Origin of the sequence: Vibrio sp. Vf1514, from assembly GCF_052076135.1 — a bacterium.
Taxonomy (GTDB): domain Bacteria; phylum Pseudomonadota; class Gammaproteobacteria; order Enterobacterales; family Vibrionaceae; genus Vibrio; species Vibrio furnissii.
This window is the reverse complement of sequence record NZ_CP197267.1, coordinates 230,203-254,002: the sequence shown is the minus strand read 5'-3', so window position 1 is coordinate 254,002 and position 23,800 is coordinate 230,203. Positions and strand designations below refer to the sequence as shown.

At 49.3% G+C, this 23,800-nt stretch carries 18 protein-coding genes and 4 tRNA genes; 5 read left to right on the top strand and 17 right to left on the bottom strand.

Annotation, left to right across the window (positions count from 1 at the left end; all coding sequences use genetic code 11):
• The first annotated feature begins 109 nt into the window (after nt 1-109).
• From ACS18Q_RS01160 to ACS18Q_RS01150, 3 genes are all read left to right on the top strand, one after another.
• Nucleotides 110-997 carry a DMT family transporter gene (locus ACS18Q_RS01160; protein WP_055467055.1) on the top strand — a complete coding sequence of 296 codons (888 nt, stop codon included), beginning with the start codon at nt 110-112 and terminating at the stop codon, nt 995-997.
• Between the two features lie 165 nt (nt 998-1,162).
• A complete protein-coding gene (gene gpmM / locus ACS18Q_RS01155; RefSeq protein ID WP_038152503.1) occupies nt 1,163-2,695 on the top strand; it encodes a 2,3-bisphosphoglycerate-independent phosphoglycerate mutase in 1,533 nt (510 codons plus the stop codon).
• Nucleotides 2,696-2,860: 165 nt separating this feature from the next.
• On the top strand, nt 2,861-3,997 hold the full coding sequence (locus tag ACS18Q_RS01150; protein ID WP_441257284.1) for a murein hydrolase activator EnvC family protein: 1,137 nt from the start codon (nt 2,861-2,863) through the stop codon (nt 3,995-3,997).
• 60 nt (nt 3,998-4,057) lie between these two features.
• On the opposite strand, the gene ACS18Q_RS01145 is transcribed toward ACS18Q_RS01150, so the two are convergent.
• From ACS18Q_RS01145 to nudC, 4 genes are all read right to left on the bottom strand, one after another.
• Nucleotides 4,058-5,026, bottom strand: coding sequence for a DHH family phosphoesterase (locus ACS18Q_RS01145; protein ID WP_441257283.1), 969 nt, complete (start codon nt 5,024-5,026; stop codon nt 4,058-4,060).
• Between the two features lie 92 nt (nt 5,027-5,118).
• Nucleotides 5,119-5,754 (bottom strand): TetR/AcrR family transcriptional regulator, encoded by a 636-nt coding sequence (locus ACS18Q_RS01140; protein WP_004728264.1) that lies wholly within the window; start codon nt 5,752-5,754, stop codon nt 5,119-5,121.
• A 93-nt stretch (nt 5,755-5,847) separates the two neighbouring features.
• Nucleotides 5,848-6,915, bottom strand: a complete 1,068-nt coding sequence (gene hemE, locus ACS18Q_RS01135) for a uroporphyrinogen decarboxylase (RefSeq protein ID WP_004728263.1) — start codon at nt 6,913-6,915, stop codon at nt 5,848-5,850.
• Nucleotides 6,916-7,164: 249 nt separating this feature from the next.
• Nucleotides 7,165-7,950, bottom strand: a complete 786-nt coding sequence (nudC, locus tag ACS18Q_RS01130; RefSeq protein WP_441257282.1) for an NAD(+) diphosphatase — start codon at nt 7,948-7,950, stop codon at nt 7,165-7,167.
• A 183-nt stretch (nt 7,951-8,133) separates the two neighbouring features.
• Here nudC and rsd point away from each other — a divergent pair, with 183 nt between their 5' ends.
• Nucleotides 8,134-8,622 (top strand): sigma D regulator, encoded by a 489-nt coding sequence (gene rsd / locus ACS18Q_RS01125; protein WP_172475400.1) that lies wholly within the window; start codon nt 8,134-8,136, stop codon nt 8,620-8,622.
• A gap of 95 nt (nt 8,623-8,717) precedes the next feature.
• On the opposite strand, the gene rpoC is transcribed toward rsd, so the two are convergent.
• From rpoC to ACS18Q_RS01060, 13 genes are all read right to left on the bottom strand, one after another.
• The gene (gene rpoC / locus ACS18Q_RS01120) at nt 8,718-12,920 is read right to left on the bottom strand and encodes a DNA-directed RNA polymerase subunit beta' (protein WP_014203980.1); all 4,203 of its coding nucleotides are present in this window, start codon (nt 12,918-12,920) and stop codon (nt 8,718-8,720) included.
• A gap of 102 nt (nt 12,921-13,022) precedes the next feature.
• Nucleotides 13,023-17,051: a DNA-directed RNA polymerase subunit beta gene (rpoB, locus tag ACS18Q_RS01115; RefSeq protein ID WP_004728259.1), complete on the bottom strand. Its 4,029-nt coding sequence runs from the start codon at nt 17,049-17,051 to the stop codon at nt 13,023-13,025.
• 230 nt (nt 17,052-17,281) lie between these two features.
• Nucleotides 17,282-17,653 carry a 50S ribosomal protein L7/L12 gene (rplL, locus tag ACS18Q_RS01110; RefSeq protein ID WP_004728258.1) on the bottom strand — a complete coding sequence of 124 codons (372 nt, stop codon included), beginning with the start codon at nt 17,651-17,653 and terminating at the stop codon, nt 17,282-17,284.
• Nucleotides 17,654-17,712: 59 nt separating this feature from the next.
• Entirely contained in the window at nt 17,713-18,207 is a 495-nt protein-coding gene (gene rplJ / locus ACS18Q_RS01105) for a 50S ribosomal protein L10 (RefSeq protein ID WP_004728257.1), read from the bottom strand.
• A 283-nt stretch (nt 18,208-18,490) separates the two neighbouring features.
• Nucleotides 18,491-19,192, bottom strand: a complete 702-nt coding sequence (gene rplA / locus ACS18Q_RS01100) for a 50S ribosomal protein L1 (protein WP_004728256.1) — start codon at nt 19,190-19,192, stop codon at nt 18,491-18,493.
• Between the two features lie 4 nt (nt 19,193-19,196).
• Nucleotides 19,197-19,625: a 50S ribosomal protein L11 gene (rplK, locus tag ACS18Q_RS01095; protein WP_004728255.1), complete on the bottom strand. Its 429-nt coding sequence runs from the start codon at nt 19,623-19,625 to the stop codon at nt 19,197-19,199.
• 144 nt (nt 19,626-19,769) lie between these two features.
• A complete protein-coding gene (gene nusG, locus ACS18Q_RS01090; RefSeq protein WP_004728254.1) occupies nt 19,770-20,318 on the bottom strand; it encodes a transcription termination/antitermination protein NusG in 549 nt (182 codons plus the stop codon).
• Nucleotides 20,319-20,330: 12 nt separating this feature from the next.
• Nucleotides 20,331-20,711 carry a preprotein translocase subunit SecE gene (secE, locus tag ACS18Q_RS01085; protein ID WP_038152501.1) on the bottom strand — a complete coding sequence of 127 codons (381 nt, stop codon included), beginning with the start codon at nt 20,709-20,711 and terminating at the stop codon, nt 20,331-20,333.
• 249 nt (nt 20,712-20,960) lie between these two features.
• On the bottom strand, nt 20,961-22,145 hold the full coding sequence (gene tuf, locus ACS18Q_RS01080; RefSeq protein WP_004728252.1) for an elongation factor Tu: 1,185 nt from the start codon (nt 22,143-22,145) through the stop codon (nt 20,961-20,963).
• 105 nt (nt 22,146-22,250) lie between these two features.
• Nucleotides 22,251-22,326 (bottom strand) — tRNA-Thr (locus ACS18Q_RS01075).
• 13 nt (nt 22,327-22,339) lie between these two features.
• Nucleotides 22,340-22,414, bottom strand: a tRNA-Gly gene (locus ACS18Q_RS01070).
• Between the two features lie 35 nt (nt 22,415-22,449).
• Nucleotides 22,450-22,534, bottom strand: a tRNA-Tyr gene (locus ACS18Q_RS01065).
• A gap of 47 nt (nt 22,535-22,581) precedes the next feature.
• Nucleotides 22,582-22,657 (bottom strand) — tRNA-Thr (locus ACS18Q_RS01060).
• 207 nt (nt 22,658-22,864) lie between these two features.
• On the opposite strand from ACS18Q_RS01060, the gene coaA reads away from it, so the two are divergent.
• Nucleotides 22,865-23,788 carry a type I pantothenate kinase gene (gene coaA, locus ACS18Q_RS01055; protein ID WP_004728251.1) on the top strand — a complete coding sequence of 308 codons (924 nt, stop codon included), beginning with the start codon at nt 22,865-22,867 and terminating at the stop codon, nt 23,786-23,788.
• Nucleotides 23,789-23,800 lie beyond the last annotated feature (12 nt).

Here is a 23,800-nt window from a genome sequence, read left to right as displayed (position 1 = left end):
GGATGCCCCTGTTGACGGGGCATCCGGCGCCTTGAATTTGCTTTGTTTTCCCCAGCCTTAGTGGCATATTGAGAGCCTATTTTTCCCCCGCATACCCAAGGACGATGTTATGGGATTCGAATGGCTCGCGCTCGCCGCTGCCTTTTTGTGGGCCATCGCTGGCCTGATGTCGGTGACACCCGCTCGCCATCTAGGCACCTTTGCTTACAGCCGCTGGCGCATGGGATGCACGTCGGTGATTTTGGGGAGCATTGCGCTGCTGAGTGGTGGTTGGTCGAGCGTCGAGGTCAGTGCGGTCACGCCGATGATGCTATCGGGCTTGATCGGAATTTTTATTGGCGATACGGCGCTGTTTGCGTGTCTCAACCGCATGGGACCGCGCCAGGCCGGGTTGCTCTTCTCCTGCCACGCGGTGTTTTCCGCCATTTTAGGCTACTTTCTGTTTAGCGAGCGCATGACGTCGGGCGAACTACTCGGCTCCGCCCTGGTCTTTTCTGGCGTGCTCACGGCGATCTTTTTCGGGCGCCGAGGTCAAACCAACAACACGCTGGAGATGATCCGCGGCAACGTCTGGATCGGGGTTGGGCTTGGGCTCACCGCCGCCACGTGTCAGGCGCTGGGCGGCATCATCGCCAAACCAGTCATGCAAACGGCGATTGATCCCGTGGCCGCATCAGCGATTCGAATGATGACCGCATTCGCGGCGCACTGTGTGTTGCGAGCCACCGGCTCACGCGTGGCGCGTGCGACTCAACCGATGAACCGCACGATTTTTGCCATCACCGCCCTCAACGGTTTTCTGGCGATGGCGGTGGGCATGACATTGATTCTTTACGCACTCCGAGAGGGTAACGTGGGCATGGTGGCGCTCCTTTCTTCCACCACACCCATCATGCTTTTGCCTATACTATGGGTCTATACCAAGCAAAGGCCGAATCGATTCGCCTGGCTGGGTGCACTGGTGGCCGTCATGGGCACCAGCATATTGGTGTATTGAGAACGACCTTGCGGCCACGGGCTGGCCGATTTTGATCAATAGGCAACGTTTTATTGCATTGATAGGGAGAATCATTGATCTTAACCTACTGCAAGCGCACCAAAGTGTAGTAAAATTACGCTAATTTCGATTTCTAGTTACTTTGAATTTGACGAGGTCATAACTATGTCAGCTAAGAAGCCTATGGCTCTGGTGATCCTAGATGGATGGGGTTACCGCGAAGACAACTCAAGCAACGCGATCAACAACGCAAACACACCGGTTCTTGACGGTCTGATGGCGCACAATCCACACACGCTTATCTCTGCTTCAGGCATGGACGTCGGTCTACCTGACGGTCAAATGGGTAACTCGGAAGTGGGTCACACCAACATTGGTGCGGGTCGTATCGTTTACCAAGATCTGACGCGCATCACCAAAGCGATCGCCGACGGCGAATTCCAAAAAAATGAAGTGCTGGTTGCGGCCATCGATAAAGCCGTCGCAGCGGGTAAAGCAGTTCACTTGATGGGTCTGATGTCACCCGGTGGCGTGCACTCTCATGAAGACCACATCTACGCTGCGGTTGAACTGGCAGCGGCACGTGGCGCAGAAAAAATCTACCTGCACTGCTTCCTTGACGGTCGTGATACACCACCTCGCAGCGCAGAAGCCTCTCTGAAACGTTTTGATGAACTATTCGCAAAACTGGGCAAAGGTCGCATCGCGTCACTGGTTGGTCGTTACTACGCCATGGACCGTGACAACAACTGGGATCGCGTTGAAAAAGCGTACGACCTGCTGACTGCAGCGCACGGCGATTTCACCTTCGGTTCTGCGGTTGAAGCCCTGCAAGCCGCTTACGCACGTGACGAAAACGATGAATTCGTGAAAGCCACTGAAGTGCGTGCTGAAGGCCAAGATTCAGCAGCCATGCGTGATGGCGATGCGGTGCTGTTCATGAACTACCGTGCTGACCGCGCACGTGAAATCACACGTACTTTCGTGACCGATTTCGCGGGCTTCGAACGTAAAGCATTCCCAGCCGTTGACTTCGTGATGCTGACTCAATACGCAGCAGACATTCCGCTGCAATGTGCATTCCCACCAGCGTCTCTGGATAACACCTACGGCGAATGGTTGTCGAAAGCAGGCAAAACGCAGCTTCGTATCTCTGAAACCGAGAAATACGCACACGTGACCTTCTTCTTCAACGGCGGCGTTGAAAGTGAATTCCCAGGTGAAGAACGTCAACTGGTGGCTTCGCCAAAAGTTGCGACCTACGACCTGCAACCAGAAATGAGTTCAAAAGAGCTGACTGACAAGTTGGTTGCCGCGATCAAATCAGGCAAATACGATGCAATCATCTGTAACTACCCGAACGGCGACATGGTTGGTCACACCGGCGTTTACGATGCAGCTGTGAAAGCATGTGAAGCGGTTGATGAATGCATCGGTCGTGTGGTTGAAGCAATCAAAGAAGTGGATGGTCAACTGCTGATCACAGCAGATCACGGTAACGCGGAAATGATGGTGAACCCAGAAACTGGCGGCGTGCACACTGCGCACACCAACCTGCCTGTGCCACTGATCTACGTCGGCAGCAAAGACATTGCCCTGAACGATGGCGGCAAACTGTCTGACCTAGCACCAACTATGCTGGCACTGACCGATCAAGACATTCCAGCGGAAATGACAGGTCACGTCCTGTTCTCTTAATGCCAGAACGATGAATGAAAAGCCTCGACTTGCTCGAGGCTTTTTTTTATTTTTTTGCCCGTGACATTGGAACAATTGCAAACTTTTTACCTGCTGCACTCGCCTCATTCTGCACATTGGGTATACTGAGTGCTCCATGCTTCCAATCGCGATTATCGTAAAAACATGACGTTATCAACTTCCCAGCCGGCTTCACGCCTGTGTCAAAGCCTGCTCATTCTGTGTCTCAGTACCGGCGTGCTCTCCAGCCATGCCTTTGCCGCGACGCAACAGGAACTGAAAGGTGTCAAGAGCGAGATCTCACGTCAGCAACAATCGTTATCGCAGCAACAGAAAACACTCGACCAGTTGCAACACACGCTGAAGCAACAGGAAGTGGGCATTTCCGGCTTGGAAAACCAAATCAAGCAAACCAAGAACCAGCTGGCAGAATCCAATGCCAACATTGGTCGATTGCAGCAAAAAATAACGGCCTTGGAAGCGCAGCGTCAACAGCAGGCCGATAAGCTGGCCGAGCTGCTACAAACCTATTACGTCACACAACGCGCCAAAGCCAGTGGCGACCTACTCAACAATGGTGTGGAAGAAGATCGCATCAGTCAGTATTACCAGCACTTGGCCAAAGCACGAACCGAAACCATTGCGGCGTTAGAAACAACGCGTCAGGCGCTGCGAGACAACGAACGTCAGTTGCAGTTGGAGCGCGACCAAATCAATGCGCTGCTGGAGCAACAAACGAAAAAACGCGACCAACTGGCCAGAACGCAATCCGAACGTCGTCAGACGCTGGGCAGCATTCAAAAAAGCATCTCGGGCGATAAAGTGTATCTGGCCGAATTGCAACGCAATGAAACCCGCCTCAAAGCCGAAATTGCGAAAGCTGCAAAACGGAATGCTGTACCGATGGATGGTATCAGCCGTCAGCGCGGTAAGTTACCGTGGCCATTGCAAGGCAAGGTGTTGCATCAATTTGGCGAGCGCCAAACTGGTCAAATCGATTGGAAAGGGCTGGTGATTGATGCCAATTACGGACAACCGGTCAAAGCGGTGTACCCGGGTACAGTGGTGTTTGCCGAATACCTGCGCGGCTATGGTTTAGTGGTACTGCTGGACCACGGAAAAGGCGACATGACGCTATATGGTTTTAACCAAACACTGATGAAAAAAGAGGGCGATAAAGTCGCGGCTGGCGAAACATTAGCGCTGGCTGGTGACACCGGGGGGCAATCTCGTCCCGCCCTCTATTTTGAGATTCGCCGCAACAGTAAAGCGGAAAACCCGCGCACCTGGCTGACTCGTTAATCCCATCACCTTTAAAGCAAACAGGCCGCTCAATGAGCGGCCTGTTTCATGTTCCATACCCTAGGCATTTGTCGCCGCGTAATAGGCTTGCACGCCATCGATGAAGCGCATCAGCTCTGATTTGGGTAGGCGATTGATCCCCGCCGCAGCCTCTCGGCCACCACCGGTGGCAAACTGGCTGCACACCGTTCCTGCCCCCTGCTTATTGTTCAGGGGCGCGCGCAGCGATACCGTATAGTGCGCTTCATCGGCCACGGTCAACACCACATGCGCTTGTTCAGGCCGTTGATTGGCAAGCAAATTACTGTATACCCCACTCACGCGGTGTGAGGCCGCTTCATCAGCCAATTCAAACACGCGCAACGTGTCACTCTCATAGTAGGGCGATTTAGCCAGCGCTTGAGCGATGTCCTGCTCATACGCCTGTTTCAGCACCGCATAAGGCGATTGGGCATCTGCAATCACATCAAACGGCGACACGTAGCCTTGCAGCGCGCGAAACAAATCCGCCGGATGATAATGCAAGTCGCTCACCGTTTGGCCATAACCGTTGTAATTGATCAAGGTCCCCAACTGTTTTAACTGCTCGGCCTGTTCAGCGCTGAAACCTGCCTTGGCTGCCAGCGCATCGGCAACACTGAGCAAGTTATCGCCATAAGCCGCTGTGATGGCCCAAGGGTGAAACTGACCGTCAAGCAGCGCATCTACAATCAATGCGGTACACACATTGGCATCCAGATTGATGTGTGCCTCTAACTGCTCATGCTGGGGAATGTCACCCGATTGATGGTGATCGGCATAAAACACGTGCGCGCCGTTGTTCAGCACATGGCACAACGCCTGATGGTTTTTCGCCATGGAGATATCCAGCACGGTCAGGGTATCACCGGGTTGTGCATCCACGTTGGCCAATAGCTCGATATCGCGTTTCACACCCGTGATCAACTGACTGTCTCTGGGCTGAGCCAAATGAAGTTGAAGAAGAGCGATGATGCCATCGGCATCACCATTAAATACGTCATAATGCATAGTGAGCGCTACTTTAAAGCCTTGGAATAACATCAGAAACTAGCAGTTTCACGCCCACCAGCACAAGAATGAAAGGTTATATGTCATCTCGTTTAAGCATGCATGGCGCGCACGCCATCTTCCAGCAACTGCAACTGCTCGAGTCCTTGCTCAGTCGCATTTGGTTTCATGACCGAGATAATCTGTAACATGCCTTGATGAATCACCTGTTCAGTGATCTGAGTTTTCGGTGACATTGCTGACTGATACGCCAGCCAACTGCACGCAATCAGGTGTAAAGTCGTAACCAGCTTTTTCATCTCATCGTCATTGAGTGCCAGCAACTGCATGCCAACAAAAGCACGCATGATGTTGACCAAGTTGGTTTGCAGTTTTTCTTGCACGCGAATGTAATCGTCATGCAGCTCTTCGTCCCGTTGCAGAATTTCAGGCAAATTGGCGTAGAAAAAACGGTATTTCCACATCAGGGTGAAGATGGAGTCGAGGTAGTGTTTGAGCAGGGTCAGGCTTTCATATTGACCTTGCAGCGGCGTAAAGCGTTCAATCAGCTCGGCCGAATAGAGCGCAAAAATTTCACGCACAATTTCCTGCTTATTGCGGAAATGGTAGTAAAGATTGCCCGGGCTGATCTCAATATGTGCCGCGATATGGTTGGTGGTCATCGGGCGTTCACCATGCTCGTTAAACAGCTCTAACGCGGCATGGACAATTCGGTCTCTTGTTTTCATTAATGGGTCACATTCCTTCCTGATTACCTAAAGTATAAAACAGCTCCCTTAAATGGTAAAAAAGCGCCCATGTCGGGCGCTGATCGTATTGGCTTACTTGTGATATGGCTTCGACAGCTCATGCACCGCATTCACAAATACACCGGCATTTTCGGGCGGCACGTCGAGGTGAATGCCATGACCGAGGTTAAACACATGGCCAGTGCCACCGTGACCAAAGCCATCAAGAATCGATGCCACTTCTTCACGAATGCGTGCTTCCGGCGCGTACAGCATGGATGGGTCCATGTTGCCTTGCAGCGCCACTTTCTCACCAACGCGCGCTTTGGCATCGGCAATATTGATGGTCCAGTCAAGGCCAACCGCATCGCACCCGGTAGCCGCGATCTGCTCTAGCCACATGCCGCCGTTTTTAGTAAACAGCGTCACGGGGACGCGGCGACCGTCGTGTTCACGGATCAGGCCATCCACAATCTTGTGCATGTATTGCAGTGAGAACAGATTGTAGTCACGTGGCGTCAGCACGCCGCCCCACGTATCAAATACCATCACCGATTGCGCGCCGGCTTTGATTTGCGCGTTGAGGTACTCAATCACACTGTCCGCCAGTTTATCCAGTAGCAAATGCAGAGTCGCAGGCTCGGCGTACATCATCTTTTTAATCTTGGTGAATGCCTTAGAGCTGCCACCTTCAACCATATAGGTTGCCAGTGTCCATGGGCTGCCAGAGAAGCCAATCAGTGGCACCTCACCTTGCAGATCCTTGCGAATTTGACGCACAGCATTCATGACGTATTGCAGTTCGCCTTCGGGATCCGGCAAGCCAATTTTATCGACATCTGCTTTGCACGTGATTGGGCGGTCAAATACCGGGCCTTCACCCGCGGCAAAACGCAGCCCCAATCCCATGGCATCGGGAATGGTCAGAATGTCTGAAAACAGAATCGCGGCATCGAGCGGAAAACGGCGTAATGGTTGTAACGTCACTTCAGAAGCGAGTTCAGCGTTTTTACACAGAGACATAAAGTCGCCAGCTTGAGCGCGTGTGGCACGGTATTCTGGGAGATATCGCCCAGCCTGACGCATCATCCATACCGGCGTGCAATCCACAGGCTGCTTGAGCAGAGCGCGCAGATAGCGGTCGTTTTTTAATTCAGTCATTCCGTATTCCACTTCTTTTTTGGGCTTATTTATGGGGCGTATTCTAGCATTGATTTTTATTCATGAGCGGAGAGCTTTGCAACCCAGATCAAGTTATTAACTTTTAAATCAATGCTTAATTTGCGTACAATCTTTTTCGATGTTACAAATTTGTTCGCTAGCGAAAACTACAATTATAAACTGAGTATTCAGTACTCAGCATCTCATAACGACATCTTACTTACCCCCTCCCTAATCGGAGGGTTTTTTTTATCTATTTTCCGACGTAAGACGAATATCTTCGAGTGTTTGCTCAATCAAGGCGCGGGCGATGGTGCCTTGCGGCGCCACGGGCGGCATTTCGGTTGGTCGAAACCACTGTGCATCGCTCAATTCAGAGTAATCCGGCTTGATCTCTCCACCCGCATAATCGGCCAGAAAGCCCATCATCATACTGGACGGAAATGCCCACGGCTGGCTGCCAAAATAGCGAATGTTGTTCACCGCAATGCCCGTTTCTTCTTTGATTTCACGCGCAACGCACTGCTCCAGCGTTTCTCCCACTTCCAAAAAGCCCGCAATCACGGTGTACATGCCGCTGCGATGGCGTGGGTGCTGGGCCAGCAGAATCTCGTTGTCTTTACGCACCGCGACAATAATGCACGGGAAAATACGCGGATAATGTAACGTTCGGCAATCGTGGCACTGCATCGCTAAGTCGCGATGGTTAAGGTAGTTGCGGCCTCCGCATTGCGGGCAAAAACGCAAGCTCTGGCTCATATGGCCGTATTGAATCGCTTTGCTTGCCATCAGGAACAGCGGCTCCGGCACGTGCAGTAAGTCACGCAATGAGGTCAACGTCAGGTCGCGATCCCAATCCGAGGCATTCACCCAATACACCGGCGCACCCTGATGCTGATCGATTTTGATCGCCGCCTCAACGGGTAGATCCCACTGCTCACCGTTGCCAAACGGGATTTCCCCATCAATCGTCCAGATCTCACTGCCTGAAACCACACACCAATAAGCGGATTTTGTGTCACTGTTTTTTAACATGCCAACTCCTGATTGCTTGCAGTTCGTTCATTTTACTGGCAATCTAATTTCATACCAGAGTTTGTATAGATTTGATTTTAAATCTATAAATTCTAGTAGGGACAAGACGTTGTGCTGTACCACTACAACAAACGTGCAAAGGAAAGATCATCGTTGAATGATCCCGATCATGAGGGCATGGTCATGCTAAAAAAACTTAAACGAACGCAAGAACAATGGGGCGGTTCGAGTCAAGTCATCGATCATTGGCTGGATAAGCGTCAGCACCTGATCGTCGAATACTGCAAACTCGCAGCGCTACAACCCTGCGCAACCAAAGCTGCGGTCACCGAACTTCCATCCCCCAAAGCGCTGCAATACTTCAGCCAAGAGCTCGTCGATTACATTTCAGAAGGCCATTTTAAGATTTACGATATGGTCATGAACACATGGCATGCGACCGGTTTTCATGCCACTGATGAAATCAATCAGACGTATGCGCAGATCATCGAAACCACCGAGCCGTTGCTCAATTTCACCGACAAATACGCCACCATCCACGCAGACGATGATCTGGAAACGCTGGATGATGATTTGTCGCACGTTGGGGAATTGTTGGAGTCGCGTTTTGAAACCGAAGATGGTTTGATCCAGCTCATCGCAGATAGCCTTTCGATTCCGCCGGGCGCTTAACGTATTCGCTTGATTCACCGTCAACGAAAACCACCAGCGTGAATCGCAGGCAAATAAAAAGGCACCCGAAGGTGCCTTTTTTGCTATCAGAACGATTACTCGTCAGCTGAGAAGCCTGCGTTAAGCAGCGCTGCTAGGTTGTCGGTAGCCTGCTCTGCTGAAGGACCTTCTTTCTGAGCTTCACGCTTAGATTGACGGTCTTGGTGGTACGCAAAACCAGTACCAGCAGGGATCAGACGACCCACGATAACGTTCTCTTTCAGACCACGTAGGTCATCACGCTTACCAGAAACCGCAGCTTCAGTCAGAACGCGAGTCGTTTCTTGGAACGATGCGGCTGAGATGAACGATTCTGTTGCCAGAGACGCTTTCGTAATACCCAGAAGTTCACGTTCAAAACGTGCTGGCTCTTTGCCTTCAGCTTCCAGATCACGGTTGGCGATCTTCACTTGTGAGTATTCTACTTGCTCACCAGGCAGGAACTCAGAGTCACCTGCGTGAGTAATAGTACACTTACGTAGCATCTGACGAACGATTGTTTCAATGTGCTTGTCGTTAATCTTAACGCCTTGCAGACGGTAAACTTCCTGAACTTCGTTCGCGATGTAAGTGGTCACAGCGTGGATACCACGTAGGCGCAGAATGTCATGTGGCGATTCTGGACCATCTGCAATCACGTCACCACGTTCGATGCGCTCACCTTCAAACACGTTCAATTGACGATGCTTAGGAATCATCTCTTCGTAAACTTCACCGCTATCGCGAGTGATCACGAGACGACGCTTACCTTTGGTCTCTTTACCGAAGCTCACAGTACCTGTGTACTCAGCAAGAATCGCAGGCTCTTTCGGCTTACGTGCTTCGAACAGGTCAGCAACGCGTGGTAGACCACCGGTGATGTCCTTGTTACCGCCAGATTTCTGAGGAATACGAGCCAGTGTGTCACCCACATTCACTTCAGCGCCATCGTCGATGTTCACGATCGCTTTACCAGGTAGGAAGTACTGAGCTGGCATATCGGTACCAGGGATCAGGACATCGTTACCTTTCTCATCCACAAGTTTGATAGCTGGACGCATATCTTTACCTGCTGCTGGACGAGCGGCTGCATCGGTCACTTCGCTTGAAGACAGACCAGTGAGGTCATCCGTTTGACGAGAAACAGTGACGCCATCGATCATGTCAACGAATTGGATGCGACCTGCCACTTCAGTGATGATTGGCATGGTGTGCGCTTCCCAGTTCGCCACGGTTTCGCCCGCTTGAACTGCATCGTTGTCACCTTTGCTCAGTAGCGAGCCGTATGGCAGTTTGTGTTTCTCTTTCGTACGGCCGAACTCATCAATGATGGTCAGTTCAGATGCACGAGAAGTAATCACCAGCTTGCCATCTTTGTTCGTTACGAACTTCGCGTTGTGCAGTTTCACAGAACCGTTGTTCTTCGCTTGGATGCTGTTCTCTGCTGCTGCTGTCGATGCCGCACCACCGATGTGGAACGTACGCATGGTTAGCTGTGTACCCGGTTCACCGATTGACTGAGCCGCGATAACGCCCACAGCTTCACCTTGGTTCACCAAGTGACCACGTGCTAGGTCACGACCGTAACACAGTGCACAACAACCGAAGTCAGCGTCACAAGTTACCACTGAACGTACTTTAATACGGTCAACAGAGTTGTCGTTAAGAACCTGACACCATTTCTCATCTAGAAGCGTGTTACGAGGAACAAGCACTTCTTCTGTACCTGGCTTCAGGATGTCTTCAGCAACCACACGACCCAGCGCAAGCTCAGTCAGCGGAACTTTAACGTCACCACCTTCGATGTGAGGCATCATGTCAACACCCTCTTGGGTGCCACAGTCGTGCTCATAAACAACAACGTCTTGAGCAACGTCTACCAGACGACGGGTGAGGTAACCTGAGTTCGCTGTCTTCAGTGCTGTATCCGCCAGACCCTTACGAGCACCGTGCGTTGAGATAAAGTACTGAAGGACGTTCAGACCTTCTTTAAAGTTCGCTGTGATTGGCGTTTCGATGATCGAACCATCTGGACGAGCCATCAGACCACGCATACCAGCAAGCTGACGAATCTGCGCTGCAGAACCACGAGCACCAGAGTCAGCCATCATGTAGATGCTGTTGAACGACTCTTGTTTCTCTTCTTCGCCATCACGGTTGATCACCATTTCAGACGACAGGTTCTCCATCATCGCTTTCGCAACGCGATCGTTGGTTGATGCCCAAATATCGATCACTTTGTTGTAGCGTTCCCCAGCAGTTACCAGACCAGACTGGAACTGTTCCTGGATTTCACGTACTTCTTCTTCCGCTTCGGAGATTTCAGTGTATTTCGCAGGTGGTACAACCATATCGTCGATACCAACAGAAACACCTGACAGTGCCGCGTAAGCGAAACCGGTGTACATGATTTGGTCTGCGAAGATAACAGTGTCTTTCAGACCCAGTTTACGGTACGCCTCGTTCAGCAGGTTAGAAATCTGTTTCTTACCTAGCTTCTGGTTCACGACGCTATATGGCAGACCTTTCGGTACGATTTGCCACAACATTGCACGACCGACAGTGGTATCCACCATCTTGGTCTCAGTTGTGCGATTGCCGTCTTCGTCAACCACGGTTTCCGTGATACGTACTTTAACGCGTGCGTGCAGTGAAGCCGTCTTCGTGCGGTATGCCTTTTCAGCCTCTTTAGGGCCAGCAAGGTACATGCCTTCACCCAGAGCGTTCACTTTTTCACGAGTCATGTAGTACAGACCCAATACAACGTCCTGAGAAGGTACGATGATCGGATCACCTGACGCTGGCGACAGAATGTTGTTTGTCGACATCATCAGTGTACGAGCTTCTAGCTGTGCTTCTAAAGTTAGAGGCACGTGTACCGCCATTTGGTCACCATCGAAGTCCGCGTTGTACGCCGCACACACAAGTGGGTGTAGCTGAATCGCTTTACCTTCGATTAGAACAGGTTCAAACGCCTGAATACCTAGACGGTGAAGTGTTGGTGCACGGTTCAGTAGCACTGGGTGTTCACGGATAACTTCATCCAGGATATCCCATACAACCGCTTCTTCACGCTCAACCATTTTCTTCGCAGCTTTGATCGTCGTAGCTAGGCCACGAGTTTCCAGCTTGCTATAGATGAATGGTTTGAACAGCTCAAGTGCCATCTTCTTAGGAAGACCACACTGGTGCAGACGCAAGTAAGGACCTACTGTGATTACAGAACGGCCTGAGTAGTCTACACGTTTACCAAGCAGGTTCTGACGGAAACGACCTTGTTTACCCTTGATCATATCAGCAAGAGATTTCAGAGGACGCTTGTTCGAACCTGTGATCGCGCGGCCGCGACGACCGTTATCCAGAAGCGCATCAACAGACTCTTGTAGCATACGTTTTTCGTTGCGTACGATGATGTCCGGAGCAGCAAGCTCTAGAAGGCGTTTCAGACGGTTGTTACGGTTAATCACACGACGGTATAGATCGTTCAGATCGGATGTCGCAAAGCGACCGCCATCTAGCGGTACTAGCGGACGTAGATCTGGCGGAAGTACCGGAAGCACAGTCAGAATCATCCACTCAGGTTTGTTACCTGATGCAACGAATGCTTCAACCAGTTTCAGGCGCTTCGTAACTTTCTTACGTTTAGTTTCTGAGTTCGTCGTATCCAGCTCTTCGCGCATCTGCTCAGCTTCAGCCAGCAGATCCATAGATGACAGCAGATCTTTGATCGCTTCTGCACCCATTTTCGCAGTGAACTCGTCGCCCCACTCTTCCAGGCGATCCAGATACTCTTCTTCAGTCAGCATCTGACCACGTTCTAGGTCAGTCATGCCTGGTTCAGTCACCACGTACATTTCGAAGTAAAGCACACGTTCGATGTCGCGCAGTGGCATATCCATCAACAGACCGATACGAGACGGCAGTGATTTTAGGAACCAGATGTGAGCAACAGGAGAAGCCAGTTCGATGTGGCCCATACGGTCACGACGAACTTTAGTTTGCGTGACTTCAACGCCACACTTCTCACAGATAACGCCACGGTGTTTCAGACGCTTATATTTGCCACAAAGACATTCGTAGTCTTTTACCGGGCCAAAAATACGCGCACAGAAAAGACCATCGCGTTCAGGTTTGAACGTACGATAGTTGATGGTCTCAGGTTTTTTCACTTCACCAAATGACCATGAACGAATCATGTCAGGTGAAGACAGACCGATTTTGATTGCATCAAATTCTTCGGTCTTGTGCTGTGCTTTTAGAAAGTTTAATAAGTCTTTCACAATCAGCTCCTGTAAGGAGTTAAAAGGAACTCGCCGTGTGAACTAGCGAGCTCCTTCCTACCAGAAAACCGGTTAGGCTCCCCGAGTGGGGAACCTTAAGGTTTACTCTTCGTCTTCTAGCTCGATGTTGATACCTAGCGAGCGAATCTCTTTCAACAGTACGTTGAACGATTCTGGCATACCAGGTTCCATCGCGTGGTTTCCGTCGACGATGTTTTTGTACATCTTCGTACGGCCGTTAACGTCATCCGACTTAACAGTTAGCATTTCTTGTAGGGTGTAAGCTGCACCGTATGCTTCCAGTGCCCATACTTCCATCTCACCGAAACGCTGACCACCGAACTGAGCTTTACCACCCAGTGGTTGCTGAGTTACTAGGCTGTAAGAACCCGTTGAACGAGCGTGCATCTTGTCGTCAACCAAGTGGTTCAGTTTCAGCATGTACATGTAACCAACAGTGACAGAACGCTCAAACGCATCACCAGTACGGCCATCAAACAGAGTCAACTGACCAGATTCTGGCAGATCACCCAGTTTCAGCAGCGCTTTGATTGACGCTTCGTTCGCACCATCAAAGACTGGCGTCGCAATTGGCAGACCTGAACGCAGGTTTTGTGCCAGTGTACGTACTTCATCATCAGACAGCGCCGCAATATCGACTTGTTGACGAGTTTCGCCCAGATCGTAAACTTTCTGTAGGAACTCACGCAGCTTAGCCAGCTCTTGTTGTTCCTTGATCATCTGGTTGATCTTGTCACCGATACCTTTCGCAGCCAGACCTAAGTGAACTTCTAGGATCTGACCGATGTTCATACGAGAAGGTACACCCAGTGGGTTCAGTACGATGTCGACCGGTTGGCCTTTCTCATCGTATGGCATGTCTTCAACAGGGTTGATCTTAGAGATTACACCCTTGTTACCGTGACGACCCGCCATCTTATCACCCGGTTGGATGCGACGTTTCACTGCCAAGTACACTTTCACGATCTTCAGAACGCCAGGTGCAAGGTCATCACCTTGGGTGATCTTGCGACGCTTGGTTTCGAATTTCTTATCGAATTCAGCTCTCAGTTCGTCGTACTGTTCAGCCATTTGCTCTAGCTGAGTTTGCAGTTCGTCGTTTTCTAGCGTCTGTTCTAGCCATTTCTTACGATCGATAGCATCCAGTTTCGCTTCGCTGTAACCGCCAGTGATCAGCAGAGAACGAACACGAGCAAGCAGACCGCCTTCCAGAATCTGGAATTCTTCGGTCAAGTCTTTCTTCGCTTCTTTCAGCTGCATCTGTTCGATTTCAAGCGCACGTTTGTCTTTCTCTACGCCATCGCGAGTAAAGACTTGAACGTCGATAACCGTACCCGCAACAGAGTTAGGTACACGCAGAGAAGTATCTTTAACGTCCGATGCTTTCTCACCGAAGATAGCGCGTAGCAGCTTCTCTTCAGGAGTCAGTTGGGTTTCGCCTTTCGGCGTTACTTTACCAACCAGGATGTCGCCACCCTTCACTTCAGCACCGATGTAAACGATACCTGACTCATCCAGCTTAGACAGCGCAGCTTCACCGACGTTTGGAATATCCGCAGTGATCTCTTCTGCACCCAGCTTAGTATCACGCGCCACACAAGACAGTTCTTGAATGTGGATAGTCGTGAAACGGTCATCTTGAACAACACGTTCAGAAACTAGGATCGAGTCTTCGAAGTTGTAACCATTCCAAGGCATGAACGCGATACGCATGTTTTGGCCAAGCGCCAGTTCACCAAGGTCAGTTGATGGACCGTCAGCCAGTACGTCACCGCGAGCCACAGGTTCACCCGGCATCACACATGGACGCTGGTTGATACAAGTGTTCTGGTTAGAACGGGTGTATTTAGTCAGGTTGTAGATATCGATGCCCGCTTCGCCAGGAATCAACTCTTCTTCATTAACCTTAACCACGATACGTGATGCGTCAACAGACTGAATCATACCGCCGCGTTTCGCGACTGCAGTTACGCCTGAGTCGACCGCTACGTTACGTTCAATACCGGTACCAACGAAAGGCTTCTCAGCTTTCAGCGTTGGGACTGCTTGACGTTGCATGTTCGCACCCATCAATGCACGGTTCGCGTCATCGTGTTCCAGGAATGGAATCAGCGATGCTGCGATCGATACAACTTGGTTCGTTGCAACGTCCATGTAGTTCACGTGTTCACGTGGGTGAAGACCAGATTCACCTTTTTGACGTGCTGTAACCAGCTCATCAGCAAAGCCACCTTCTTCAGTCAGTTTCGCGTTCGCCTGTGCGATAACGAATTGACCTTCTTCGATAGCTGACAGGTAATCCACTTCATCCGTGACAACGCCATCTACAACGCGACGGTATGGGGTTTCAAGGAAACCGTACTCGTTGCAGCGTGCAAACGCAGACAGCGAGTTGATCAGACCGATGTTCGGACCTTCAGGCGTTTCGATAGGACATAGACGACCGTAGTGAGTTACGTGTACGTCACGTACTTCAAAGCCAGCACGCTCACGAGTCAGACCGCCAGGGCCCAATGCAGAGATACGACGTTTGTGCGTAACTTCTGACAACGGGTTGTTCTGGTCCATAAACTGAGACAGCTGTGAAGAACCGAAGAATTCTTTAACAGCAGCAGAAATCGGTTTCGCGTTGATCAGATCTTGTGGCATCACGTTGTCCAGATCGCCAAGACTTAGGCGTTCTTTCACTGCGCGTTCAACACGTACAAGACCAACACGGAATTGGTTCTCTGCCATTTCGCCAACAGAACGGATACGACGGTTGCCAAGGTGGTCGATATCGTCCACTTCGCCTTTACCGTTACGGATCGCGATCAGTTTCTTCATCACTTCGACGATGTCTGTTTCGTCAAGAGTGCCTTGCTCTTCAGCGTCTGCACGCTCGATAGAGCTGTTGAACTTCATACGACCGACAGTAGACAGATCGTAGCGTTCTTCAGAGAAGAATAGGCTTTCAAATAGGGCTTCTGCCGCTTCTTTTGTTGGCGGCTCGCCAGGGCGCATCATTCGGTAGATTTCTACCAACGCCGAAATACGGTCTGTTGTGCTGTCGACACGCAAGGTCTCAGACATGAACGGACCGTGGTCTAGATCGTTCGTAAACAGAACTTCTAGTTTTTTGTAGCCTGCTTGTGACAGGTTCGCCAGCGATTCAAGGCTAATTTCCTGGTTCGCTGCAACGATGATCTCGCCAGTTGCTTCATTGATGTAATCTTTAGAAGAAACTTTACCTACGATGTACTCAACCGGTACTTCGATAAAGGTCACGCCATCTTTTTCAAGTTGACGAATGTGACGAGCCGTTACACGACGACCTTTCTCAACATACAGCTTACCATCTGCTTCGATATCGAAAGACGCAGTTTCACCGCGTAGACGCTCAGGCACCAACTCCATCATCAGAGTTTGGTCTTTCACTTCGAAGTTAATTTTTTCGAAGAAGATGTCGAGGATTTCTTCAGTCGTCTTACCCAGCGCACGCAGGATAATAGATGCAGGTAGCTTACGACGACGGTCAATACGCACGTACAGGTTATCTTTAGGGTCGAATTCGAAATCCAACCAAGAACCGCGGTACGGGATGATGCGTGCGTTGTAAAGCACTTTGCCTGAAGAGTGGGTCTTACCCTTATCGCTGTCGAAGAATACGCCAGGGCTTCTGTGCAGCTGGGATACGATAACCCTCTCGGTACCATTGATTACAAAGGTACCATTGTCTGTCATGAGTGGAATTTCACCCATGTAGACTTCTTGTTCTTTAATGTCTTTGACAGTACCTGCTGGCGCGTCTTTATCAAAGATCACTAGGCGCAGTTTCACGCGTAGCGGTTTTGAATAAGTTACACCACGGATTTGACATTCTTTAACGTCAAAAACTGGCTCACCAAGACGGTAGCTAACGTATTGCAGCTCTGAATTGCCGTTGTAGCTCTGGATTGGAAATACAGAACGAAAAGCGGCTTCAAGACCGTATTGTCCCTCAGGATCCTGTTCGATGAATTTTTCGAACGAATCGAGCTGGATCGATAGCAGGTATGGAATGTCCAACACTTGTGGACGAGTACCAAAGTCCTTACGGATGCGCTTTTTCTCGGTATAAGAGTAAACCATGGGGTTCCTCAGCTCGCTGATAAGTGACCCAAACTGTCCGCTAAAGAGGGGACAGTGACTAAATCGCTGTTTACTGTAGTGACGGCTCATTACGTATGAATGAGACGTTTTTTGCAAGAATATGAGACGCCTAAACAGCGGGAAAATTCGCTCATACCCTACAGCGCAAAAAGGCCGGTGGTCATTAAACCACCAGCCATTAGCCTTGCGGCTAAGAATTTAAGTAATTATTACTTAACTTCAACAGATGCACCAGCTTCTTCAAGCTCTTTCTTCAGTGCTTCAGCTTCATCTTTAGATACAGCTTCTTTCAGAGGTGCTGGAGCGCCGTCAACTAGAGCTTTAGCTTCTTTCAGACCTAGGCCAGTTGCGCCACGTACTGCTTTGATAACAGCAACTTTGTTTGCACCAGCAGAAGTCAGAACTACGTCGAACTCAGTTTGTTCTTCAGCAGCTGCGCCACCAGCAGCAGCGCCGCCAGCAACTACTGCAGCAGCAGCAGAAACACCGAATTTCTCTTCCATTGCAGAGATCAGTTCAACAACTTGCATTACAGACATTTCTGCAATAGCGTCTAGGATTTGCTCGTTAGTAATAGACATAACAATTCTCTTTTAAGTCAACAATAAGTTTATTTTGCAACCAGTAAAAAGCAAGGCAATTAAGCCGCAGCAGCTTCTTTTTGATCACGGATAGCAGCGATAGTGCGAGCCAGCTTAGCAGCTGAAGCTTCTTTCATGCACATCATCAGACGTGCGATTGCTTCATCGTAAGTTGGTAGCGTCGCTAGTACTTCAACGTCAGTAATTGCGCCTTCAAATGCAGCCGCTTTGATCTCGAATGCTTTGTTCTCTTTAGCAAAGTCTTTGAAAAGACGTGCTGCAGCACCTGGGTGCTCGTTAGAGAAGCCGATCAAAGTCGGACCTACGAATACGTCTTGTAGACATTCGTAAGCTGTGCCTTCTACTGCGCGACGTGCTAGTGTGTTACGAACAACACGTAGGTAAACACCCGCTTCGCGCGCTTGTTTACGTAGAGTTGTCATCGCAGCAACTTGTACACCACGAGAGTCAGCTACAACTGCAGAAAGTGCACCACTGGCCGCTTCGTTGACTTCAGCGACAATTGCTTTTTTGTCTTGAAGATTTAAAGCCATCTTGGATTACTCCTGGTTGTCGTTACACCACTCACTATTATCACAACAGTGAGAGCTTATTAGGTGCAGTCCCAGAAGAAAGTTAACGCATTCTTTAAAATAAAAAATGAAAATCTTTCTGTCAGGTTCGGGCACCATCTACGTAGGTTGCATTAAGTTATCAAGAGATAACGCCTACGGTCTTGGACGGAGACTGAACACTCATTCAAAGAATGAGACCTCAGCCCCAACCACAAATATTAGGCGCGAAATTATACACAAATTTCGCGCCTAAGCAAATGCATTATACTTGAGCAGTCAGAGTCGCCTGATCAACAGCAACACCAGCACCCATGGTAGTAGAGATGCTAACTTTCTTCACGAAAGTACCTTTCGCAGAAGAAGGTTTTGCTTTCTTCAGAGCAACTAGCAGAGCTTCTAAGTTCTCTTTTAGTTGTTCAGTTTCGAAAGACACCTTACCGATGGTAGTGTGGATGATACCGTTCTTGTCGTTACGGTAACGAACCTGACCCGCTTTAGCATTGTTTACTGCTTCAGCAACGTTAGGAGTTACAGTACCAACTTTAGGGTTTGGCATCAGACCGCGAGGACCTAGGATAGTACCTAGTTGACCTACAACGCGCATTGCATCTGGAGATGCGATAACTACGTCGAAGTTCATTTCGCCTTTCTTCACTTGCTCAGCAAGATCTTCCATACCCACTAGGTCAGCGCCAGCAGCTTTAGCCGCTTCAGCGTTTGCACCTTGAGTGAATACAGCAACGCGGATATCACGACCAGTACCGTGTGGCAGTACAGTTGCACCGCGAACGTTTTGGTCAGATTTACGAGCGTCGATACCTAGGTTAACAGCAACGTCAACAGACTCTACGAATTTTGCAGTTGCAAGTTCTTTCAGAAGAGCAACAGCTTCGTTGATGTCGTACTCTTTAGTTACATCCACTTTTTCGCGGATAGTACGCATGCGCTTAGTTAGTTTTGCCATTGTCTTAACCCTCAACCACTAGGCCCATTGAACGAGCAGTACCCGCGATAGAACGCTTCATTGCTTCGATATCAGCACCAGTCATGTCAGCAGCTTTAGTTTCTGCGATTTCTTGGATTTGAGCGTCAGTGATGGTACCCACTTTTTCAGTGTTTGGACGACCTGAACCAGACTTAACGCCAGCCGCTTTCTTCAGAAGAACTGCTGCAGGTGGAGTCTTAGTTTCAAAAGTGAAAGAACGGTCGCTGTATACAGTGATAACAACTGGAGTTGGTAGACCTTTCTCTACAGACTCTGTACGTGCGTTGAACGCTTTACAGAATTCCATGATGTTCACACCACGTTGACCTAGAGCAGGACCAACTGGTGGACTTGGGTTAGCCATACCCGCTGCAACTTGCAGCTTGATATAAGCTTCAACTTTCTTAGCCATGATATTTCCTAGATTATGGGTTCAGACGCTAATCGATTGATCAGCTCCCCGTTAGAGCAAAAAACTTTTCACTTCCGTAGAAGCAAAAAGGCGCGAAATTATAGTCAGATTTCACGCCTTAAACAAGCCTATAAAGCTGTTTTTTTAATCAAGTTTTTCAACCTGACCAAATTCAAGCTCAACTGGTGTCGCACGACCAAAGATCGACACAGACACTTTCAGACGGCTCTTCTCGTAGTCCACTTCTTCAACGGTACCGTTGAAGTCAGCAAACGGACCTTCGTTAACACGTACCACTTCACCCGCTTCAAACATGGTCTTAGGACGCGGAGCTTCGCTCGCTTTCTCAAGACGGTTCAAAATAGCGTCAGCTTCTTTATCAGTGATAGGCGCTGGACGATCAGAGGTACCACCAATGAAGCCCATTACACGAGGAACGCTACGCACTAAGTGCCATGATTCATCATTCATGATCATTTGCACTAACACGTAACCAGGGAAGAATTTACGTTCGCTTTTGCGGCGTTGGCCCGCGCGCATCTCTACAACTTCTTCAGTTGGAACCAATACTTCGCCGAACAACTCTTCCATGCTATGCATTTTGATATGTTCACGCAGTGATTGAGCGACACGACCTTCAAATCCCGAGAAGGCTTGAACTACATACCAGCGTTTTTTTGGAGCTTCACTCATGTATTAAACCCTCTATACCCCAGTTGCAAAGGCAACAAGACGAACCATAATGCCGTCAATGCCCCAAAGCACTAGAGCCATTACAATACTTACAGCTAACACGATCAGTGTCGTTTGCATTGTTTCTTGGCGCGTAGGCCAAACAACTTTGCGAACTTCCATGCGAGATTCGCGTGCAAAAATAATCGCGGCTTTACCTTTTGATGTCGTTGCAGCAACGCCAAGCGCCGCGGCAATCAACACAATCACACCTGCAGCGCGAATCACTACAGACAATTCACCATACAGGTAATTACCCACAACAGCGGCAGCTAGCAGTACAAAAGTGACAACCCACTTCAGTGTATTTGCTGCACTTGAGCTATCAGGAGTCTCAGCATTGTTTGCTTTCATAAACCAACCTGTCACAAGTCTAACTATAGACGACAACAACCCCGCTGTTGCAGGGCAAATCCATTCCATTGACACAAAATGTGCCAATCGATCGTTCAAGACCAAGAGGATCTCTTAGCCCCGGAATTCCTTGCTAAGTGCGAGATTTGATGAATAAATCAGCACCAAAAACTACAGCGCAGAAAAAGGGCATCAAATGATGCCCTCTTTGCTACTGTGTAGTCAAATCATTCTTCACAGAATCTGTGATTAAGCGATGATCTTAGCAACAACACCAGCACCAACTGTACGGCCACCTTCACGGATTGCGAAGCGTAGACCTTCGTCCATTGCGATTGGCGCGATCAGCTCAACAATCATTTGAATGTTGTCGCCTGGCATTACCATCTCTACACCTTCTGGCAGTTCGATGTTGCCTGTTACGTCAGTTGTACGGAAGTAGAACTGTGGACGGTAGCCTTTGAAGAATGGAGTGTGACGACCACCTTCATCTTTAGACAGTACGTATACTTCTGATTCAAACTTGGTGTGTGGAGTGATTGAACCTGGTTTCGCTAGTACTTGACCACGTTCTACTTCATCACGTTTTGTACCACGTAGTAGTGCACCAACGTTCTCACCTGCACGACCTTCGTCTAGCAGTTTACGGAACATTTCTACACCAGTACAAGTAGTTGTTGTAGTGTCGTGGATACCTACGATCGCTACTTCATCACCTACTTTCAGGATACCGCGCTCGATACGGCCAGTTACTACTGTACCACGACCTTGGATTGAGAATACGTCTTCGATTGGCATCAGGAACGGCATGTCTACTGCACGCTCTGGCTCTGGAATGTAGTTGTCCAGTGCTTCAGCCAGTTCAACGATTTTCGCTTCCCACTGCTCTTCGCCGTTTAGTGCGCCTAGTGCAGAACCTTGGATAACTGGTAGGTCATCACCTGGGAAATCGTATTCAGACAGAAGTTCACGTACTTCCATTTCTACTAGTTCTAGTAGCTCTTCATCGTCAACCATGTCACATTTGTTCATGAATACGATGATGTAAGGAATACCAACCTGACGGCCTAGTAGGATGTGCTCACGAGTTTGTGGCATTGGACCATCTGTTGCAGCAACAACTAGGATACCACCGTCCATTTGCGCAGCACCTGTGATCATGTTTTTAACATAGTCAGCGTGTCCTGGGCAGTCTACGTGTGCGTAGTGACGGCTTGGAGTGTCGTACTCTACGTGTGAAGTAGAGATTGTGATACCGCGCTCACGCTCTTCTGGAGCGTTGTCGATTGACGCGAAGTCACGAGCTGCACCGCCGTACACTTTAGCCAGTGTAGTACAGATTGCTGCAGTTAGAGTTGTTTTACCGTGGTCAACGTGGCCGATAGTACCAACGTTTACGTGCGGTTTCGTACGTTCAAATTTTTCTTTAGACATGGGTTGTCCCTCTAGGTACGGATATAGGTGGCTTTAAATAATGACCACGCAACCAAAAATTACCGGTAGTAAAGTATATATCAAAAGGAAAAGTTTGCTTAGAGCTGGTGCTGATAGGCAGATTCGAACTGCCGACCTCATCCTTACCAAGGATGCGCTCTACCGCCTGAGCTATATCAGCACTCTTAAATGAGTGGAGCGGGCAGCGGGAATCGAACCCGCATCATCAGCTTGGAAGGCTGAGGTAATAGCCATTATACGATGCCCGCAACACGTAACTCTGAGAGCTATTTCCTTAAGAATATGGTGGAGGGGGACGGATTCGAACCATCGAAGGCGGAGCCGGCAGATTTACAGTCTGCTCCCTTTGGCCACTCGGGAACCCCTCCAAATTTTTTACCCATTTTACGACTTGGAGTCTTACTCCGAAGGAAAATGGTGCCGACTACCGGAATCGAACTGGTGACCTACTGATTACAAGTCAGTTGCTCTACCTACTGAGCTAAGTCGGCATAAGTGGAGCGCATTCTATTGAATGATTTCTTACCTTGCAACCCTTAAAACCAAAAAAAATCCAAATTTGGCACGTTTTTGTTTATTCGATGATTTTTCACTCAAATTTCGATTCAATCGCTAATTCTGTCACCTTTCTCATTTGAATTATCAGCGCCATATTGTATGTTCCCCTCTCTTATTCTAATTATACGATTGAGCATTTTATGAGCCCGTACTTGTCTTTTGCTCGTCATCAGTGGGCAGAGTTACGTAATTCTGTGCCTATGACGTTGTCAGAAACGGACCTTCAAGAGCTGCAAGGCATCAATGAAAACCTAACCATCAAAGAAGCGGTGGAGATCTATCTGCCCCTTGCTCGGTTACTGAACTTGTATGTTGCTGCAAGGCAAAGCCGTAACTCAGTGCTGAATCAATTTTTGGGGAACACCGAGAAAGCGCCACCGTTTGTGATTGGCATCGCTGGCAGTGTTGCCGTCGGAAAAAGCACCACCGCTCGTCTACTCAAAGCACTGTTGTCACGCTGGGAAAATCACCCGAAAGTCGAGCTGGTCACCACCGATGGATTTCTGCATCCCAACCGCGTGCTCAATGAACGTGATATCATGCATAAGAAAGGGTTTCCAGAATCCTACGACATGCGTCGTTTGGTGCAGTTTGTCTCGGACGTGAAAGCAGGCGAACCCCATGTGGAAGCCCCAATCTACTCGCATCTAACTTACGACATTACGCCGGAGATGAAGGTCGTTGATCGTCCAGACGTGTTGATTATCGAAGGCTTGAATGTCTTGCAAAGTGGCATGGATTATCCGCACGATCCGCATCGTGTTTTTATCTCTGACTTCCTCGATTTCTCGATTTATGTCGATGCGGACAGCTCCATGATTGAAAAATGGTATGTCGAACGCTTTATGAAATTCCGCCAAGGTGCGTTTATGAAGCCGGGCTCTTACTTCAGCCACTACACCCAGCTTACGGAAGATGAAGCGATAGCCAAAGCCAAAGACATTTGGCACACCATCAATGGAAAAAATCTGCAGCAAAACATTTTGCCGACCAAAGAGCGCGCCCAACTGATTCTGCGCAAGAGCCACAACCATACGGTCGAAGAAGTACTGCTCCGGAAGTAACCGTTGAGCAAC

Excerpts from the sequence above, each read along its gene's own strand:
- ACS18Q_RS01160 (WP_055467055.1), top strand. The coding sequence starts at position 110 with ATGGGATTCGAATGGCTCGCGCTCGCCGCTGCCTTTTTGTGGGCCATC.
- gpmM (WP_038152503.1), top strand. The coding sequence starts at position 1,163 with ATGTCAGCTAAGAAGCCTATGGCTCTGGTGATCCTAGATGGATGGGGT.
- ACS18Q_RS01150 (WP_441257284.1), top strand. The coding sequence starts at position 2,861 with ATGACGTTATCAACTTCCCAGCCGGCTTCACGCCTGTGTCAAAGCCTG.
- ACS18Q_RS01145 (WP_441257283.1), bottom strand. The coding sequence starts at position 5,026 with ATGCATTATGACGTATTTAATGGTGATGCCGATGGCATCATCGCTCTT.
- ACS18Q_RS01140 (WP_004728264.1), bottom strand. The coding sequence starts at position 5,754 with ATGAAAACAAGAGACCGAATTGTCCATGCCGCGTTAGAGCTGTTTAAC.
- hemE (WP_004728263.1), bottom strand. The coding sequence starts at position 6,915 with ATGACTGAATTAAAAAACGACCGCTATCTGCGCGCTCTGCTCAAGCAG.
- nudC (WP_441257282.1), bottom strand. The coding sequence starts at position 7,950 with ATGTTAAAAAACAGTGACACAAAATCCGCTTATTGGTGTGTGGTTTCA.
- rsd (WP_172475400.1), top strand. The coding sequence starts at position 8,134 with ATGCTAAAAAAACTTAAACGAACGCAAGAACAATGGGGCGGTTCGAGT.
- rpoB (WP_004728259.1), bottom strand. The coding sequence starts at position 17,051 with ATGGTTTACTCTTATACCGAGAAAAAGCGCATCCGTAAGGACTTTGGT.
- rplL (WP_004728258.1), bottom strand. The coding sequence starts at position 17,653 with ATGTCTATTACTAACGAGCAAATCCTAGACGCTATTGCAGAAATGTCT.
- rplJ (WP_004728257.1), bottom strand. The coding sequence starts at position 18,207 with ATGGCTTTAAATCTTCAAGACAAAAAAGCAATTGTCGCTGAAGTCAAC.
- rplA (WP_004728256.1), bottom strand. The coding sequence starts at position 19,192 with ATGGCAAAACTAACTAAGCGCATGCGTACTATCCGCGAAAAAGTGGAT.
- rplK (WP_004728255.1), bottom strand. The coding sequence starts at position 19,625 with ATGGCTAAGAAAGTTGAAGCTTATATCAAGCTGCAAGTTGCAGCGGGT.
- nusG (WP_004728254.1), bottom strand. The coding sequence starts at position 20,318 with ATGAGTGAAGCTCCAAAAAAACGCTGGTATGTAGTTCAAGCCTTCTCG.
- secE (WP_038152501.1), bottom strand. The coding sequence starts at position 20,711 with ATGAAAGCAAACAATGCTGAGACTCCTGATAGCTCAAGTGCAGCAAAT.
- tuf (WP_004728252.1), bottom strand. The coding sequence starts at position 22,145 with ATGTCTAAAGAAAAATTTGAACGTACGAAACCGCACGTAAACGTTGGT.
- coaA (WP_004728251.1), top strand. The coding sequence starts at position 22,865 with ATGAGCCCGTACTTGTCTTTTGCTCGTCATCAGTGGGCAGAGTTACGT.